This window comes from Geodermatophilus amargosae (assembly GCF_041028265.1).
Taxonomy (GTDB): domain Bacteria; phylum Actinomycetota; class Actinomycetes; order Mycobacteriales; family Geodermatophilaceae; genus Geodermatophilus; species Geodermatophilus amargosae_A.
The window spans coordinates 184,716-199,688 of the sequence record NZ_JABGCW010000013.1; the positions used below are offsets into that span (position 1 = coordinate 184,716).

The window sequence follows — 14,973 nt, forward strand, 5'->3', positions numbered from 1 at the left end:
ACACTGTTTCCGTGATCGCCTTGTGATCCAAGACACCGGCGACTACCAATAGGCGTCCCCTCACCCCCACCTGGAGATGCCTTGCAGCAACGACGCTGGCACCGGACGACCTCGTCGCTCATCGGTGCGCTGGCCTTCACGGCCGCTCTCTCGGTCACCGCGCCCCCCGCGCTGGCCACCCCGGACAAGGCCGAGCCGCTCTCGGTCTTCCCGTCCGACAGCCTCACCGTGCGCGACCCGGCGCAGCTGACCGGCCGGCGCGTGAACCTGCCGACGGAGGGCTGCGGCGCCGCCATCAGCTGTGGCCTGGTGCAGCAGCTCAACCAGCTCGACGGCTTCGACCTCGACCCGCGGATCGCCGTCCGGTTCGACCGTGCGGTCGACCCGGTGCAGGCCGCGGCGCAGATCACCGTGCAGCAGGCCCACGGCGGCTGGCGCACGGGCGTGGACCGGGTCGTGTGGGACCCGGCCACGAACACGCTCTACGCCCACCCGGCCGAGCAGCTCGCCCCCGGCACCACCTACCGCCTGCGGGTGCAGGGCGGACCGGCCAACAAGTCCATCCAGGACACCTTCACCACGCTCAGCGCGACCGACGGCCTGCTGGACCTCCGCCGCCAGATCGACAGCGGTAGCGCCTTCTCACGGTTGGGCATCACGCCGGAGCTGCAGACCGACGGCGCCTTCCCGGTTGCCGGGACGACGGTCGCCCTCGCTCAGGACACCGGCCCGACCAACACGGCGCCGACTCCGCAGGTGGTGACCGCACTGCTGCCTGGTGGCAGCACCCTGGCATTCGGCTCTTTCCAGGCGCCGTCCTGGCTGCGCCCGGACGTGACGATCGCGCAGACGCCGACCCGCGACGCCGGTCCGGCACCCGTCGCTGCCGCGACGCTGCCCTTCGTCGCCGTGCTGCCTCCGGGTGCGCCGCCGACCGGCGGTTGGCCGGTGGCCGTCTTCGGCCACGGCTTCACCGGTTCGGACGCCAACGTCCTCGCCGCGGCCGTGACCAACGCCCGAAGGGGCATCGCGACCATCGGGACCAACGTGGTCGGGCACGGCCTCGGGCCTGACGGCCAATGGGTGATCACCACTGCCGCCGGCGAACAGAGGCTCCCTTCCTACGGTCGTGGCGTCGACCAGGCCGACGCGGACGTCCTGATCGGCTCCACCGAGGGATCCTCGGCCGCAGGGGACGTCGTCGCCGCGGTGTCGTCCCGCGACGCCCTGCGCCAGACGGCGGCCGACATCATGACGCTGATCCGCTCGGTGGGCGGCACGGACGTCGACGGTGACGGCACTGCAGACCTCTCCGGCCGGGACGTGACCTACTTCGGGCAGAGCTTCGGCGGCATCTACGGCACGATGCTGACCGGTGCCGACCCGGCGGTCACCCGCTCGGTGCTCAACGTCCCCGGCGGCCCGATCACCGAGATCTCCCGGCTCTCGCCGTCGTTCCGAGGGCTCACCGCCCAGGCGCTCGGGGCGGTGGGCCTGCTCAACGGCAGCACCGACCCCGCCCGGCCCTACTTCACCGAGCAGATGCCCCTGCGCGGTGAAGGGCCGGTGACGGCCAACGTGCCGGGTGCCCTGGCCATCCAGGAGTACCTCTCGCGGACGACCTGGCTCACGCGGCCGGGCAGCCCGGAGACGTTCGCGCCACTGATCCGGCCGGAGCGGGTCGTCTTCCAGGTGGCCTTCGGTGACCAGACCGTGCCCAACCCGACGTCCTACACGGTCATCGACGCGGGCGACCTGTGGTCACGGACCAGCCTCTACCGCAACGACCGGACGTCAGGCGCCGGGACGAACCCGCACGGGTTCATCCTGACCTTCCCTGCGAACCCGGCCGCGACGGCGCAGGGGCAGGAGCAGATCGCCCAGTTCCTCGGCACGGGTCAGGTCATCGACCCCGACGGTGCCGGGAACGTCTGGGAGGTGCCGATCAGCGACCCGGCGCTGCTGCTGCCGCTGAACTTCACCCCGAGGCCGCCGGCCGCTTGACGGCGGGCTGATACACGGAGGGGCCCGGGACGCGATCAGCGTCCCGGGCCCCTCTCTCGTGCGCAGTGATTACGCGGCGGCCATGGCGGCCTGCTCGCGGACGAGCATGCGGCGGACCTTCGGCGCACCGGTGGTCATCTTCCACAGCTTGGCCACCTGCGAGGGCAGGTTGCGCCGGGTCGTGTTCTGCAGCCAGCCGTTGGGCAGCGAGAGCCGGATGATCTTGTGCCAGGCCGAGCCGACCTGCTGCGGCAGCGGCGCCGTGTGGTAGTTCAGGCCGTAGCGGTCGAACAGGTCACGGATCTTCGGCGCGATCTCGGCGTACCGGTTGCTCGGCAGGTCCGGGAACAGGTGGTGCTCGATCTGGTGGGACAGGTTCCCGGTCAGGACGTGCATCGCCTTGGAGCCGGAGATGTTGGCCGAGCCGAGCATCTGGCGCAGGTACCAGTCACCGCGGGTCTCGCCCTCGATGGACTTCTTCTCGAAGGTCTCGACGCCCTCGGGGAAGTGCCCGCAGAGGATGACCGAGTTCGACCACAGGTTGCGCACCAGGTTGGCGGTGAAGTTCGCCGCCACGGTGGAGAGGAAGTTCGGGCCCGAGAGCAGCGGGTGGATCAGGTAGTCCTTGCGCACCTGCCGGCCGATCTTGACCATCACCTGACGGGCGCGCCGGCGGAAGTCCGGGTCACCGGTCTGCTTCTTGGCGACGACGGCGGCCAGCTCGAGGTCGTACGCGGCGATCCCGTACTCGAAGAAGCAGGCGTTGATGAAGCTCCACAGCGGCTGGCCGAGGTGCATCGGCGTCCACGGCTGGTCCTCGTCGACGCGCATGATGCCGTAGCCGAGGTCGTTGTCCTTGCCGACGACGTTCGTGTACGTGTGGTGCAGCTCGTTGTGCGAGTGCTTCCACTGCTCGGACGGGCTGGCCATGTCCCACTCCCACGTGGTGGAGTGGATCTTCGGGTCACGCATCCAGTCCCACTGACCGTGCAGGATGTTGTGCCCGATCTCCATGTTCTCGAGGATCTTGGCGATCGACAGGCCGATCGTCCCGGCGATCCAGGCCGGCGGAAAGCCCGAGGCCAGCAGGACGGCACGGCTGCCCAGCTCAATCTTGCGGTGGACGTCGATGACCTTGCGGATGTAGCGCGCGTCGGACTCGCCGCGGCTGTCGATCACGCCCTGACGGATCTCGTCGAGCTCCTTGCCGATGAGCTCGATGTCCTCGGGGGTGAGGTGCTCGATGGGGTTGTCGGTCTTCTTCTGCAGGACGGTCATGCGGTGCGGCTCCTGGGGTGTCGCTGGGTCAGTGGTCGATGTCGCAGGCGCCGGCGGCGGCGCTGATGCAGGTCTGGACGAGGACGCCGTCGCCCGGCGAGGCGGTGGTGAGCTCGCCGGTGCGCAGGTCGCGGACGGCGCCCTCGCGCAGCGGGAGCACGCAGCCGTAGCAGATGCCCATGCGGCAGCCGCTGGGCATGAGGACGCCGGCCTGCTCGGCGGCGTCGAGGATCGGGGTGGCGCCGTCGGCCTCGACCGACGTCCCGTTCTTCGTGAACGTGACCGTGCCGCCCTCGCCGGTGACCAGCACCTTCGGGCGGAACCGCTCGGTGTAGAGCCGGTCGGCGATGCCGGCCGCGGCCCAGTGCTGCTCCAGCGCCTCGAGCATGCCGACCGGGCCGCAGGCCCAGGTGGCGCGCTCGGCGAGGTCGGGCACGAGCGCGGCGATCGCGGCGGCGTCGAGCATCCCGGCCGTGTCGGTGTGCTGCTCGACCAGCCGGATCCGGCCGTCGGCGGCGAGCTTGCGCAGCTCCGCGCCGAAGACGACCTCGTCCGGGGTGGGCGCGGAGTGCACGAGGACGACGTCGGTGAGCTCGGGGTGGTTGCGCAGGATGCCCATCACCGGGGTGATGCCGGACCCGGCGGTGACGAACAGGGCCCTGCCGGGCAGCTGCTCGGGCAGACAGAACTCACCGGTGGCCTGGTCGAGCTGGACGATCGTGCCCGGCTGCGTGTGGCGGACCAGGTGGTTGCTGACCTTGCCGCCCGGGATGGCCTTGACGGTGACGGTGAAGCAGCCGTCGGTCCGGCCCAGGTCGGAGGTGATCGAGTAGGCGCGCCACATGCGGACGCCGTCGACGTCGATGCCGATGCGCACGTACTGGCCCGGCCGGTGCGTCTGCCAGTCCGCACCGGGGCGGATGACCACGGTGGCGGCGTCACGGGTCTCGGGCAGCACGGCCTCGATCCGTCCGCGCAGGGCCGCGCCGGAGCGCAGCGGATCGATCAGGTCGAGGTAGTCGGCCGGCAGCAGGGGCGTGGTGACGAGCTCGGCGACGCGCATGACGCGGTCACGCAACGCCCGGAGCGCCGGCTTGGCCGCGGTCGGGCGCGGAACGGTCGCGGTCATGTACTCACTGTTCCCTGCAGGAGGGGCAATCACCTGTGCCCTGGACGTGAACGTCGGAGCGGTTACTGTTCGCAGAGGACAACCGCGGTCACGGGGAGGTCACGTGGTACCCCAGCAGGAGACCTTCTCGCCCGAGGTCGCTGCCGCGCTGCGCACCGAGCTGACGCCGGTCGCCGAGCGGACGGTGGCGGCCATCGTCGTCGAGGTGCCCAGCTACGCCGAGGCCTTCCGCGGGCCGATGGGCCGCAAGATCGAGGGCGCCGTCGAGCTGGCCCTCGGTGGCTTCCTGGAGCTGGCCACGGGCGGCGCGGACGCCAGCCGGCCGGTCGACCCGGCCATCGAGGGCGCCTACGTGCTGGGCCGCGGCGAGGCGCGCACCGGGCGGTCGATGGACGCGCTGCTGTCGGCCTACCGGGTGGGCGCCCGGGTGGCCTGGCGGCACCTGAGCGACAAGGCGGTGACCGCCGGGATGCCCGCCGCGACGCTGGCCCGCTTCGCCGAGCTCGTGTTCGCCTACATCGACCAGCTGTCGGCCGCCAGCGCCTCCGGGCACGCCGACCAGCTCGCCGCCAGCGGCCGGGTGCGCCGCCGGCACCTCGAGCGGCTGGCCGAGCTGCTGGTCACCGGTGCGCCGCCGTACGAGCTGCACGTCGCCGCGGAGCGGGCGGACTGGACGCCGCCGCGCACGCTCACCGCCGTCCTGCTGCCCGAGGCCGGCGCCCGGGACGCGACGCGGGTGATCGACGCGCGCACCCTGCAGGTCGGCGAGGACCTGCCCGGCGCGGAGCCCTCGGCGGAGCGGGCGGTGCTGCTGGTCCCCGATGCCGAGGGGTTCGCGCGGGCGGCGCTGCTGACGTCGCTGACCGGGCGCGGCGCGGTCGTCGGGCCGGCCCGCCCGTGGCAGGACGCGCGGTCGTCGTACTCGCGCGCGCTGCGGGCGCTGCAGCTGGGCCTGGCGCCCGAGGGCGAGGCGCCGGTGGACACCGAGGTCCGGCTGGCCGAGCTGGTGCTGCGGGCCGACGGCGAGGCGCTGACCGACCTGCGCGCCCAGGTGCTCGCCCCGCTCGACGACCTCGGCCCCGGCCCGCGGGAGAAGCTGCTGGAGACCCTGCGCTCGTGGCTGCTGCACCACGGCCGCCGCGAGCAGGTGGCCGCGGAGCTGTTCGTCCACCCGCAGACCGTGCGCTACCGGATGGGGCAGCTGCGCGACCTCTACGGCAAGCGCCTCGACGACCCGCAGACGGTGCTGGAGCTGACCCTCGCCCTCGGCGCCCGCTGACGGACCTCATCCCCGCGATCATGGCGCGCGGACCACGTGAGGGCGGTCGGGGGTGGTCCCGGCGCCATGATCGCGGGGGGACGGGCGCCGGGGTCACGAGGGGCGCAGCACCGCCACCAGGAAGTCCGACTCCGCGGTGAACGGGTGCAGGTGCCAGCTCGACAGGAGCAGGTCGGGCTCGAGCCCGGCCGCGCGCGCGTCGGCGAGGAAGTCGCCGAAGGCGTAGTCCCGCCCGGCACCGAACCCGACGACGGCGCGCCCGCCCTCGGCCAGGTGCGCCCGGAACCGCCGCAGCACCTCCCCGCGGGTGCTCGGCGCGAGGAACGTGACCACGTTGCCCGCGCACACGATCGCGTCGAAGCGGTCGGGCAGGTCGAGCTCGGCGAGGTCGCCCACCAGCCAGCGCGGGCCCGGGTGGTCCTGCCGCGCCGCGTCGATCAGCACCGGGTCGACGTCGACACCGACGACGTGGTGCCCCACCGACGCGAGGTGGCCGCCCACCCGGCCCGGCCCGCAGCCGGCGTCGAGCACCCGCGAGGCGCGCGCCAGCATCGCGTCGACCAGCCGGGCCTCGCCGACGATGTCCGTCCCGCCGGCGGCCAGCGTCCGGAACCGCTGCACGTAGGCGGCCGAGTGGCCCGGGTCGGCCTGGGTCATCCGCACCCACGCGCTCGGTTCCGTCATGTCCTCATCGTCGCCGGACGCCAGTCCGGCGGGTCGCCCGGGTGCAGCGCGGGGTCGTCGGCGGCCAGCGTCCGCACCGGCCCGGGCGCGGTGAGCGGCCCCTCGAAGCGCACGGTCACCCGCCCGAGCCCGCGGCCCCACACCCAGCCGGGCCCGAACGCGTCGTGGACGACGTCCTGCCCCGGCCACCACCGCCGGTCGGCCGGCGGCTCGGGCGCGGCCGGCTCCTCGACGACGGCGTCGGCCATCTCGGCGGGCGCGGGACCCTCGACGGCGAACAGGTCGCCCTGCGCGTACTGGGACAGCCCCGAGACGCCGACGCCGATCAGCCGCAGGCCGCCGCCGGTGCCGGCCTCGGCCAGCAGCCGCCGGGCGATCGAGGCGACCTGGCGGGCGTCGTCGGTGGGCTGGGGCAGGGTCTGCGAGCGGGTCATCGTCGTGAAGTCGTAGCGGCGCAGCTTGAGCGTCACCGTGCGCCCCGACAGCGCCGAGGAGCGCAGCCGCTCACCCACCCGCGTGGCCATCGAGTCGATCAGCCGGTTCAGCTCGGCCAGGTCGGTGAGGTCGCGCTCGAAGGTCGACTCCTGCGACACCGACTTGGCCTCGCGCTCGGCCACCACCGGCCGGTCGTCGTCGGCCCGCGCCAGCTGGTACAGCCCCGTGCCGTGCGCGCGGCCGGCCAGTGCCACGAGGTCGGGCAGCGACTTGGCCGCCAGCTGCGCCACCGTGGCGACGCCGACCTGCCGCAGCCGCTCCGCCGTCGCCGGTCCCACGCCGCCGAGCCGGGTCACCGGGAGCGGGTGCAGCACGTCCAGCTCGGTGCCCGGGGCGACGACGACGAGGCCGTCGGGCTTGTCGAGGTCGGAGGCGAGCTTGGCCATGAGCTTGGAGCTGCCGATGCCGACCGAGCCGGTCACCCCGCCGGTGGCCTCGGCGATGCGCGCCTTGAGGTCGCGGGCCAGCGCGGTGACGCCGTCGACGGAGAGGTCGCGGCCGGGAACGGCCGCCAGGTCGACGTAGGCCTCGTCGATCGACACCGGCTCCACCAGCGGCGAGACCTCGCCCAGCAGCCCCATGACCACCTCCGACGTCCGCCGGTAGGCGCCGAACCGGCCGCCGAGGAACGCCGTCCCGGCCGGGCAGCGGCGCCGGGCCTCCGCCGTCGACATGGCCGAGCGGGCGCCGTAGGCGCGGGCCTCGTAGGACGCCGTGGCGACGACGCCGCGCCCGCCGGTCCCGCCGACGACCACCGGCCGGCCCCGCAGCGAGGGCTTGTCGCGCTGCTCGACGGCGGCGAAGAACGCGTCCAGGTCCAGGTGCAGGACGCTCGCCTCCCGCCGCACGCCCCCGATCCTCCCTGGGCGCTGCCGGGCCGTTTGCCGGGACCCCGCGGCACCGGCAGGCTCCGCCCCATGGGGGACGGCCGGACGGCGTTCGACGCGGCCTACGACGCCGCCCTGGCCCGCTGGCCCGTGCCGGTGCGGTCCCGGGAGGTCGACACCCGGTTCGGCCGCACGCACGTGCTGGTCAGCGGAGCGGCGTCTGCTCCCCCGCTGGTGCTCCTCCCCGGGGGCGGCGCCACCGCGCTGGCCTGGTCGGGCGCGATGCGGCTGCTGGCCGCCGTCCGCCGGGTGCACGCCGTCGACCCCGTGGGTGACGCCGGCCGGAGCCCCGCGAGCACCCCGCTGGCCGGTACCGACGACGTCACCGAGTGGCTGGAGCAGGTGCTCGACGGCCTCGACCTGCGTGACGCGGACCTCGCCGGGCACAGCTACGGCGGGTGGCAGGCGCTGACCTTCGCCCTCGACCGCCCCCGGCGGGTGCGGCGGCTGGCGCTGCTCGACCCGACCACCACCTTCGCCGGCTTCTCCCCCGGCTACCTGCTGCACGCGGTCCCGGTGCTCACCCGGCCCACGGCCGGGCGGATGCGGGCGCTGGTGCGCTGGGAGACCGGCGGCCGGCCGGTCGACGACGCCTGGCTCGACGTCGCGGCCGCGGGTGCCGAGGTCCCGGCGGCGGCGCCGGTGCGCACCCGGCGTCCCGACGCGGCGCGGCTGGGCGCGCTGACCGTGCCGACGCTGGTCGTCGTCCCCGCGGACGGCCGGGCGCAGGACCCGCGCCGGGTGGCCCGCGGCGCCGCGGAGGTCATGCCGCGGGCCACGGTGGTGACCCTGCCCGGGGCCACGCACCACACCCTCCCGGCCGGTGCCGAGCGCGCGGTCACCGAGTTCCTGCGCTGACCGGCGCGGTCACCGCAGGGCGAGCACGAGGCAGACGACGGTCAGAGCGAGTGCCACCGGCGTCATGACCAGCCGCTCGGGCCGGCTGCGCGACGCCGCGTTGAGGGCCACGCCGAGCGCGAAGTACCCCGTCAGGACCCAGATCCCGACGTCGACCAGGCCGCGGGGCAGGACGGTGAGCGCCCCGGCCGCCTGCAGCACCACCAGGGCGGCGACGGCGTAGACCGCGATCCCCACCGCGCTGCCGACGCGCAGCCGCGTCGGGAGGACCTCGTGCTGCCCGCCCCACGCGAACCGGCCCAGCGGCGCCCCGCCGTTCAGCAGCGCCTGGAAGACGGCGAGGCCCGCGAGGACGGCCACACCGGCGACGGCGACCACGACCACCCGGGCACGCTAGCGGTCCTCACTCCGTCAGAGCGGCCGGCGGCAGCCAGTCGGCGTCGAGCAGCTCGGCGATCTCCTGCAGCGCGGAGGTGTCCGCGCCCGCCGTCGACCCGCTGACCGCCAGCCGCTCCACCATCACCCGGGCCACCTGCTCCTCGACGGTGCCCTCGGCGAAGGCCACCCGCCACGGCGAGACCTGCCCGTCGCGGTGGGTGCGCCCGGTGACCTGGCGGGCCTGGATGCCGGAGAAGCGCGGCTGGTGGAACAGGCCCACCCGCGGCGTCGTCGAGGCGGTGGTGCCGCCGGGCAGCAGCTCGCCGGCGTGCAGGCTGATCGAGGCGGTCACGGTGAACACGCACACCGGCGCGGCGCCGGTCTGAAAGCGCAGCCGCTCGGCCTCGACGTCGAACCGGTCGCGCCCGTAGATGCAGGCGACGGCGATGCCGGCGTCCTGCAGCGCCTCGCGGATCGGGTCGGCCGCCGTCTCCACGAACTCGACCGACACCGCCACCTGCCGCTCGGCCTCCACCTGGGCGCGCACCCAGTCGACGGTGGCCTGCGCGCGGATCAGCCCCGCCTTCTGCCGGAACCGCAGCAGCGCCGCCCGGCCGCGGGCGCTCTGCCGGGCCCTGCGGGCCAGCCGCATCTCGGCGCGGAACTCCTGCCACCCCGACTCGTAGGCGGCCCGCTCGGCGGGGGTGAGCGCCACCGGCGTCCCGGTCACCGACACCGGCCCCCACGGCGCGGAGCGGTGCAGGGTCGCGGGCGGGTCGCCGCCGGCCAGCCAGCCCTGCAGCCGGGCGAGGTCGGCGCGGCGCTGGTCGGCGTCCTCGGTCCACGTCCAGCCGTAGCGGCCGCGTTCCACGTGGAACCCGTGCTCGGCCAGCTTCGCCGGGAGGTCGGCCCAGGCGCGCAGCGGCTCGTCGTGCCGCTGGGCGAACTGCGGCGCGAGGTAGGGCAGCTCCAGCGGCGTGTGCGCGGGGGTGGCGGTGGCCGCGACGACGAACGGGACGTCCTTCGCCCGCGCGTGGCCGGAGACGGCCTTCCAGTGCCTCCACCGCTGCGTCGTGGTGTGCCGGACCATGTGCGCCTCGTCGGCGATCACGACGTCGAACGACAGCTTCGACACCTTCGCCAGCCGGTCCCAGGTGGTCACGCACCAGCGCAGGCCGCCGTCGCCGAAGCCGGCGATCGAGCGGGTCCAGTGCGGGATGGTGATCGCCGCCGGGCGGTCGGCGACGACGAGCACCCGCTCACCGCCGCGCAGCTCGCAGATCTCCCGCGCGGCCATCACGGCGGTGCCGGTCTTGCCGACGCCGGGGTCGTCGCCGAGCAGGAACACCCGGTGCCCGGCGGCGGCGGAGGCGACGACGGCCTCGGCGCCGGTGCACTGCTCCTCGCGCGGCACCATCGGCGCGCCCTCCGGCAGCGGGCGCGGCGTGTCGTTGAGCTCGTCCTCGAGGAAGCGCTCGAGGGTGTACGGCGGCGGGTCGTGGGGCGCCAGCGCCGGCGGCAGCCGCGCGCCCACCCACACGTGCGCCTGCAGGCCGGCGTGCCACACCGCGCCGGGCGCCGGGGCGCGGAACGGGACGGCGAGCACCCACACCCGCTCGCCCGGGCCCGCGGTGGGCAGGTCGGGCACCGGTGGCCGGCGTGCCGTCGTCCGCCGCTTCGTCGTCCGGCGCTTGGTGGTGGTGGCGGCGCGGCGCCGTCCGGGCATGGTGGGACCTCCCCCGTCGTCCCCGGCACGGTAGGTGGCCGGGGAGCGGGGATCTGGTGGAATCGCCGGGTGACCGCCGATGCGCCCTCCGACGAGCGGCTGGCCGCGCGGACCGTCGGGGAGGCCGGGCCGCGCGTCGTCTTCGTCCACGGCCTGTTCGGCCAGGGCAAGAACTGGACGACGGCGGCCAAGGGGCTGGCCGACCGGCACCGCGTCACCCTGCTCGACCTGCCCAACCACGGGCACTCGCCGTGGACCGAGCGGGTCGACTACGGGGACATGGCCGACCTGGTCGCCGCGGAACTGGAGTCCTTCGGCGAGCCGGTGACGCTGGTCGGGCACTCGATGGGCGGCAAGGTGGCCATGACGCTGGCGCTGCGCCGGCCGGAGCTGCTGCGCGCGCTGGTCGTCGTGGACATCGCCCCCGTCGAGTACCCGCTCAGCGGCGGGCGCACCGACGACCCCGACGAGGAGGCCTCCCCCTTCGCGGCCTTCATCGCCGCGATGCGGGCGGTGGACCTGGGCGCGCTGCGCACCCGCGAGGACGCCGACCGGGCGCTGCGCGAGGCGGTGCCCAGCACGATGGTGCGGTCGTTCCTGCTGCAGAGCCTGGTCCGCGAGGGTGTCGGCTCGGGTCGCTGGCGGTGGCGGCTGAACCTGGAGACGCTCGAGCGCGACCTCGGTGAGCTGCGCGGCTTCCCCGACCCGCCGCCGGGCGCCACGTTCGACGGCCCGGTGCTCTGGATCGCCGGGGCGAAGAGCCACTACGTGCTGCCGGAGGACCGCGCGCGGATGGACGAGCTGTTCCCCTCGACCCGGCTGGTGAAGGTCAAGCACGCCGGCCACTGGGTGCACTCCGAGCAGCCGGAGGTCTTCGTCGAGACGCTGCGCCGCTTCCTCGACGCGGTCGAGTGACCGGAGCGGGCACTTCCGCGGACGTGCACACGTCCGGACCTGGAGGATGTCGCCGGCCGCTGCCATCGTGGGCGGGTGACCAGCGAGTTCGTCGTGCACCGGCCGCACGCGGCGCTGCGCGGGCTGGTCACCGACGCCGTGGGCTACCGGCAGGAGGGCCTCGCCGCCGGCACGCACCGCGGGCTGCCCTCCCCCACCCTCACGCTGGTCGTGACGCTCGACGAGCCGCTCGACGTCGTCGCCCACCCCGACCCGGCGCAGGCACCCGGCCGCTACGACGCGCTCGTCGGCGGCCTGCACACCACCCCGGCGCTGATCCGGCACCCCGGCCGGCAGACCGGCATCCAGCTCTCGCTCTCCCCGCTCGGCGCCCGCCGGCTGCTCGGCGTGCCCGCGGGCGAGCTCGCCGCGCTCGACGTCGACCTCGCCGACGTGCTGGGCGCCGTCGGCCCCGAGCTGGTCGAGCGGGTGCGCGCGGCCGCGACCTGGGAGGAGCGCTTCGCCGCCGCCGAGCACGTCCTGCGACGGGCGGCCGGGCCGGCCGGCGACCCCGCGCCCGAGGTCGCCGAGGCCTGGCGGCTGACCCTCGCCGGCGGCGGGCGGCTGCGGGTCGCCGACGTCGCCCGCCGGATCGGCTGGTCCGAACGGCACCTGACCGGCCGGTTCCGCGCCGAGACCGGGCTGGCGCCCAAGGAGGCGGCCCGGGTGGTCCGCTTCGACCGCGCCCGCCGGGTCCTGGCCGGGCGCTCCCGGCCCGACCTCGCCGGCCTCGCCGCGGCCGCCGGCTACGCCGACCAGGCCCACCTGACCCGCGAGTGGCGCGCCTTCACCGGGCTCTCCCCGCTGCGCTGGCTGGCCGCGGAGTTCGGATTCGTCCAAGACCACGCCGCCGCGGCCGGACCAGGATCGGCGGCATGACCCCCTCCCCCACCGTCTGGCCCGCCTTCCGCGCCGCCGACGCCCCCGCCCTCATCCGCTGGCTGGTCGACGTCCTCGGCTTCGAGGAGACCCTCGTCGTCCCCGACGGCGACCTGGTCGTGCACGCCGAGCTCGCCTGGCCGCCCGGCGGCGGGGTCATGCTCGGCTCCGTCCGCGACGACGGCGGCTGGTCCGTCCGGCCCGGTGCCACCGGCGCCTACCTCGTCACCGACGACGTCGAGACCGTCTGGAAGCGCGTGCAGGACGCCGGCGCCGACGTCGTGCGGCCGCTCAGCGAGCCCGGCCACGGCGGCACGGAGTTCACCGTCCGCGACCCCGAGGGCAACAGCTGGAGCGTGGGCGACTACCGGGGGGCGCCGCGCGGATGAACGAGGAGCAGGTCCGCGCGCTGGCCCTCGCCCTCCCGGAGGTCACCGAGACCGACCACCACGGCCGCCCGTCGTTCCGGCTCGGGACCACGGTGCTCGCCACGCTGTGGGCACCGGGCATCCTCAACGTCATGCTCGGGGAGTCGGAGGCGCGCGCGGCCGAGGGCGGCGCGGTGTCGCTGCTGTGGTGGGGCACGCGCCTGTCCGGCGTCCAGGTGGACCTGGCGGCGGCCGACGACGCCGTCGTCGCCGACCTGCTCGAGGAGGCGTGGACCCGGCGCGCGCCCGCCCGGCTGCGGCGGGACCGCCCGTGAGCTACCCGCGGCCGGTGCCGGTCATCGGCGACGCCACCTCGGCCGCCCAGCGCGCCGGCGACCCCGCCGCGTGGGCCATGCCGGAGGAGGCCGACGGCCTGTACGCCGTCGTCGCCGCGCGCCGCGACGTCCGCCGGTACCGCCCCGACCCGGTCCCCGACGACGTCCTGCGGCGGGTCCTCGCCGCCGGGCACGCCGCGCCGTCCGTGGGGCACAGCCAGCCGTGGCGGTTCGTCGTCGTGCGGGACGCCGCGGTCCGCGACCGCGCCGCCGTCCTCACCGACCGCGAGCGGCTGCGCCAGGCCGCCCAGCTGGAGCCCGACGCCGCGCGCCGGCTGCTGGACCTGCAGCTGGAGGGCGTGCGCGAGGCGCCGCTGGGGATCGTCGTCTGCTGCGACCGGCGCACGCCCGCGGCCGGCGTGCTCGGACGGGCCACCTTCCCCGACGCCGACCTGTGGAGCTGCGCCGCGGCGATCCAGAACCTGTGGCTGGCCGCCCGCGCCGAGGGCCTGGGCATGGGCTGGGTGACGCTGTTCCGGCCCGAGGAGCTGGCCGGGCTGGTCGGGCTGCCCGCCGGCGTGGCCACCCTCGGCTGGCTGTGCCTGGGCTGGCCCGACGAGCGCCCGCCCGCGCCAGGCCTGGAGCGGGCCGGCTGGTCGCGGCGCCTGCCGCTGGACGCCGTCGTCGTGGAGGACCGCTGGCCGGCCGACGACGGCGGCCCGGCGGCACCCCCGTCGCACCTGCGCGCCCCCGGCCGGGAGGCGGTGGTCGGCGTCCGCGACGAGGCCGACCGGCTGCTCACCCCGCCCGGCTCGCTGGGCGTGCTCGACCGCGCCGTGGACCGGGTGGTGGCGCTCGGCCGCGGCGAGGTCACCAGCGGCACGCTGGTGCTCGCCGCCGCCGACCACCCGGTCGCGGCGCGCGGCGTCTCGGCCTACGGCGGGCACGTCACCCGCGACGTCGTCCGCGCGGCGCTGGCCGGCAGCTCGGTGGGCGCCACGGCCGCCGCGGCGGCGGGGCTCGCGACCGTCGTCGTCGACGCCGGGGTGGCCGGCGACCCGCTGCCCCGCGCGGTGGACGCCCGCCCGGTCGGCCGCCGCGGCGACCTGGTCTCCGCCCCCGCGCTGACCCCCGCCGACGTCGAGCGGCTGCTGGCGGCCGGGCGGGCGCTCGGCACCGCGGCGGAGGGCCTGCTGGCGCTCGGTGAGGTGGGCGTGGGCAACACGACGGTCGCCGCCGCGCTGGCCGCCGGGCTGCTGGGCGCCGACCCCGCCGACGTCACCGGGCTGGGCTCGGGCGCCGACAGCGAGGTGCTGGAGCGCAAGCGGTCGGTGGTGGCCGCCGCGCTGGCCCGGGCCGGGACCGGGCTCGGCCCCGCGCGGGCGCTGGCCGAGCTCGGCGGGCCGGAGCTCGCCGTCCTCACCGGCGCGGTGCTCGGCGCCGCGCAGGCGCGCACGCCGGTCGTCCTGGACGGGTTCGCCGTCTCGGTGGCCGCGCTGGCCGCCGTGCTGCTCGAGCCGGGCGCGCAGGCCTGCCTGGTGGCCGGTCAGCGCAGCCGCGAGCGCGGGCACGACCTCGTCCTGCAGGCCCTCGGCCTCGAGCCGCTGCTGGACCTGCGGCTGCGCGCCGGGGAGGGCGCGGGCGCCGCGCTGGCCGCCGGGCTGCTGCTCGACGGCCTGCGGGTACGCCGCACCACCGCCCGGGTGGGGTGACCCCGGT

14 protein-coding genes are annotated in these 14,973 nt (G+C 75.9%); 8 read left to right on the forward strand and 6 right to left on the reverse strand.

Going from position 1 to position 14,973, the window contains the following annotated elements:
• Nucleotides 1–81: 81 nt before the first annotated feature.
• The gene (locus HLV61_RS16815; RefSeq protein WP_369257446.1) at nucleotides 82–2,004 is read left to right on the forward strand and encodes an Ig-like domain-containing protein; all 1,923 of its coding nucleotides are present in this window, start codon (nucleotides 82–84) and stop codon (nucleotides 2,002–2,004) included.
• A gap of 69 nt (nucleotides 2,005–2,073) precedes the next feature.
• Here HLV61_RS16815 and HLV61_RS16820 read toward each other — a convergent pair whose 3' ends face one another.
• Together HLV61_RS16820 and HLV61_RS16825 are read right to left on the reverse strand one after the other, a co-directional pair.
• The gene (locus HLV61_RS16820; protein WP_369257448.1) at nucleotides 2,074–3,282 is read right to left on the reverse strand and encodes a fatty acid desaturase family protein; all 1,209 of its coding nucleotides are present in this window, start codon (nucleotides 3,280–3,282) and stop codon (nucleotides 2,074–2,076) included.
• Nucleotides 3,283–3,310: 28 nt separating this feature from the next.
• Entirely contained in the window at nucleotides 3,311–4,411 is a 1,101-nt protein-coding gene (locus HLV61_RS16825) for a ferredoxin reductase (RefSeq protein WP_369257450.1), read from the reverse strand.
• A gap of 103 nt (nucleotides 4,412–4,514) precedes the next feature.
• On the opposite strand from HLV61_RS16825, the gene HLV61_RS16830 reads away from it, so the two are divergent.
• Nucleotides 4,515–5,690: a PucR family transcriptional regulator gene (locus HLV61_RS16830; RefSeq protein WP_369257452.1), complete on the forward strand. Its 1,176-nt coding sequence runs from the start codon at nucleotides 4,515–4,517 to the stop codon at nucleotides 5,688–5,690.
• A 93-nt stretch (nucleotides 5,691–5,783) separates the two neighbouring features.
• Here HLV61_RS16830 and HLV61_RS16835 read toward each other — a convergent pair whose 3' ends face one another.
• Both HLV61_RS16835 and HLV61_RS16840 read right to left on the reverse strand, forming a co-directional pair.
• Nucleotides 5,784–6,374, reverse strand: a complete 591-nt coding sequence (locus HLV61_RS16835) for a class I SAM-dependent methyltransferase (RefSeq protein WP_369257454.1) — start codon at nucleotides 6,372–6,374, stop codon at nucleotides 5,784–5,786.
• A complete protein-coding gene (locus HLV61_RS16840; RefSeq protein ID WP_369257456.1) occupies nucleotides 6,371–7,717 on the reverse strand; it encodes a DNA polymerase IV in 1,347 nt (448 codons plus the stop codon). Before HLV61_RS16840 ends, HLV61_RS16835 begins: the two co-directional genes overlap by 4 nt.
• Nucleotides 7,718–7,786: 69 nt before the next feature.
• Here HLV61_RS16840 and HLV61_RS16845 point away from each other — a divergent pair, with 69 nt between their 5' ends.
• The gene (locus HLV61_RS16845; protein ID WP_369257457.1) at nucleotides 7,787–8,614 is read left to right on the forward strand and encodes an alpha/beta fold hydrolase; all 828 of its coding nucleotides are present in this window, start codon (nucleotides 7,787–7,789) and stop codon (nucleotides 8,612–8,614) included.
• Nucleotides 8,615–8,623: 9 nt separating this feature from the next.
• Here the strand turns inward: HLV61_RS16845 and HLV61_RS16850 are convergent, their stop codons facing one another.
• Both HLV61_RS16850 and HLV61_RS16855 read right to left on the reverse strand, forming a co-directional pair.
• Nucleotides 8,624–8,998 (reverse strand): hypothetical protein, encoded by a 375-nt coding sequence (locus HLV61_RS16850; RefSeq protein WP_369257459.1) that lies wholly within the window; start codon nucleotides 8,996–8,998, stop codon nucleotides 8,624–8,626.
• A 19-nt stretch (nucleotides 8,999–9,017) separates the two neighbouring features.
• Nucleotides 9,018–10,718, reverse strand: a complete 1,701-nt coding sequence (locus tag HLV61_RS16855) for a helicase (protein WP_369257461.1) — start codon at nucleotides 10,716–10,718, stop codon at nucleotides 9,018–9,020.
• 69 nt (nucleotides 10,719–10,787) lie between these two features.
• On the opposite strand from HLV61_RS16855, the gene HLV61_RS16860 reads away from it, so the two are divergent.
• The 5 genes from HLV61_RS16860 (at nucleotide 10,788) to bluB (ending at nucleotide 14,966) form a co-directional block, all read left to right on the forward strand.
• A complete protein-coding gene (locus HLV61_RS16860) occupies nucleotides 10,788–11,633 on the forward strand; it encodes an alpha/beta fold hydrolase (protein WP_369257463.1) in 846 nt (281 codons plus the stop codon).
• Nucleotides 11,634–11,708: 75 nt separating this feature from the next.
• The gene (locus HLV61_RS16865; RefSeq protein ID WP_369257465.1) at nucleotides 11,709–12,551 is read left to right on the forward strand and encodes a helix-turn-helix transcriptional regulator; all 843 of its coding nucleotides are present in this window, start codon (nucleotides 11,709–11,711) and stop codon (nucleotides 12,549–12,551) included.
• Nucleotides 12,548–12,940 carry a VOC family protein gene (locus HLV61_RS16870; RefSeq protein WP_369257467.1) on the forward strand — a complete coding sequence of 131 codons (393 nt, stop codon included), beginning with the start codon at nucleotides 12,548–12,550 and terminating at the stop codon, nucleotides 12,938–12,940. The genes HLV61_RS16865 and HLV61_RS16870 overlap by 4 nt, the downstream gene beginning before the upstream one ends.
• On the forward strand, nucleotides 12,937–13,254 hold the full coding sequence (locus HLV61_RS16875) for a hypothetical protein (RefSeq protein ID WP_369257469.1): 318 nt from the start codon (nucleotides 12,937–12,939) through the stop codon (nucleotides 13,252–13,254). The genes HLV61_RS16870 and HLV61_RS16875 overlap by 4 nt, the downstream gene beginning before the upstream one ends.
• A complete protein-coding gene (bluB, locus tag HLV61_RS16880) occupies nucleotides 13,251–14,966 on the forward strand; it encodes a 5,6-dimethylbenzimidazole synthase (protein ID WP_369257471.1) in 1,716 nt (571 codons plus the stop codon). The genes HLV61_RS16875 and bluB overlap by 4 nt, the downstream gene beginning before the upstream one ends.
• The last annotated feature ends 7 nt before the right edge of the window (nucleotides 14,967–14,973 follow it).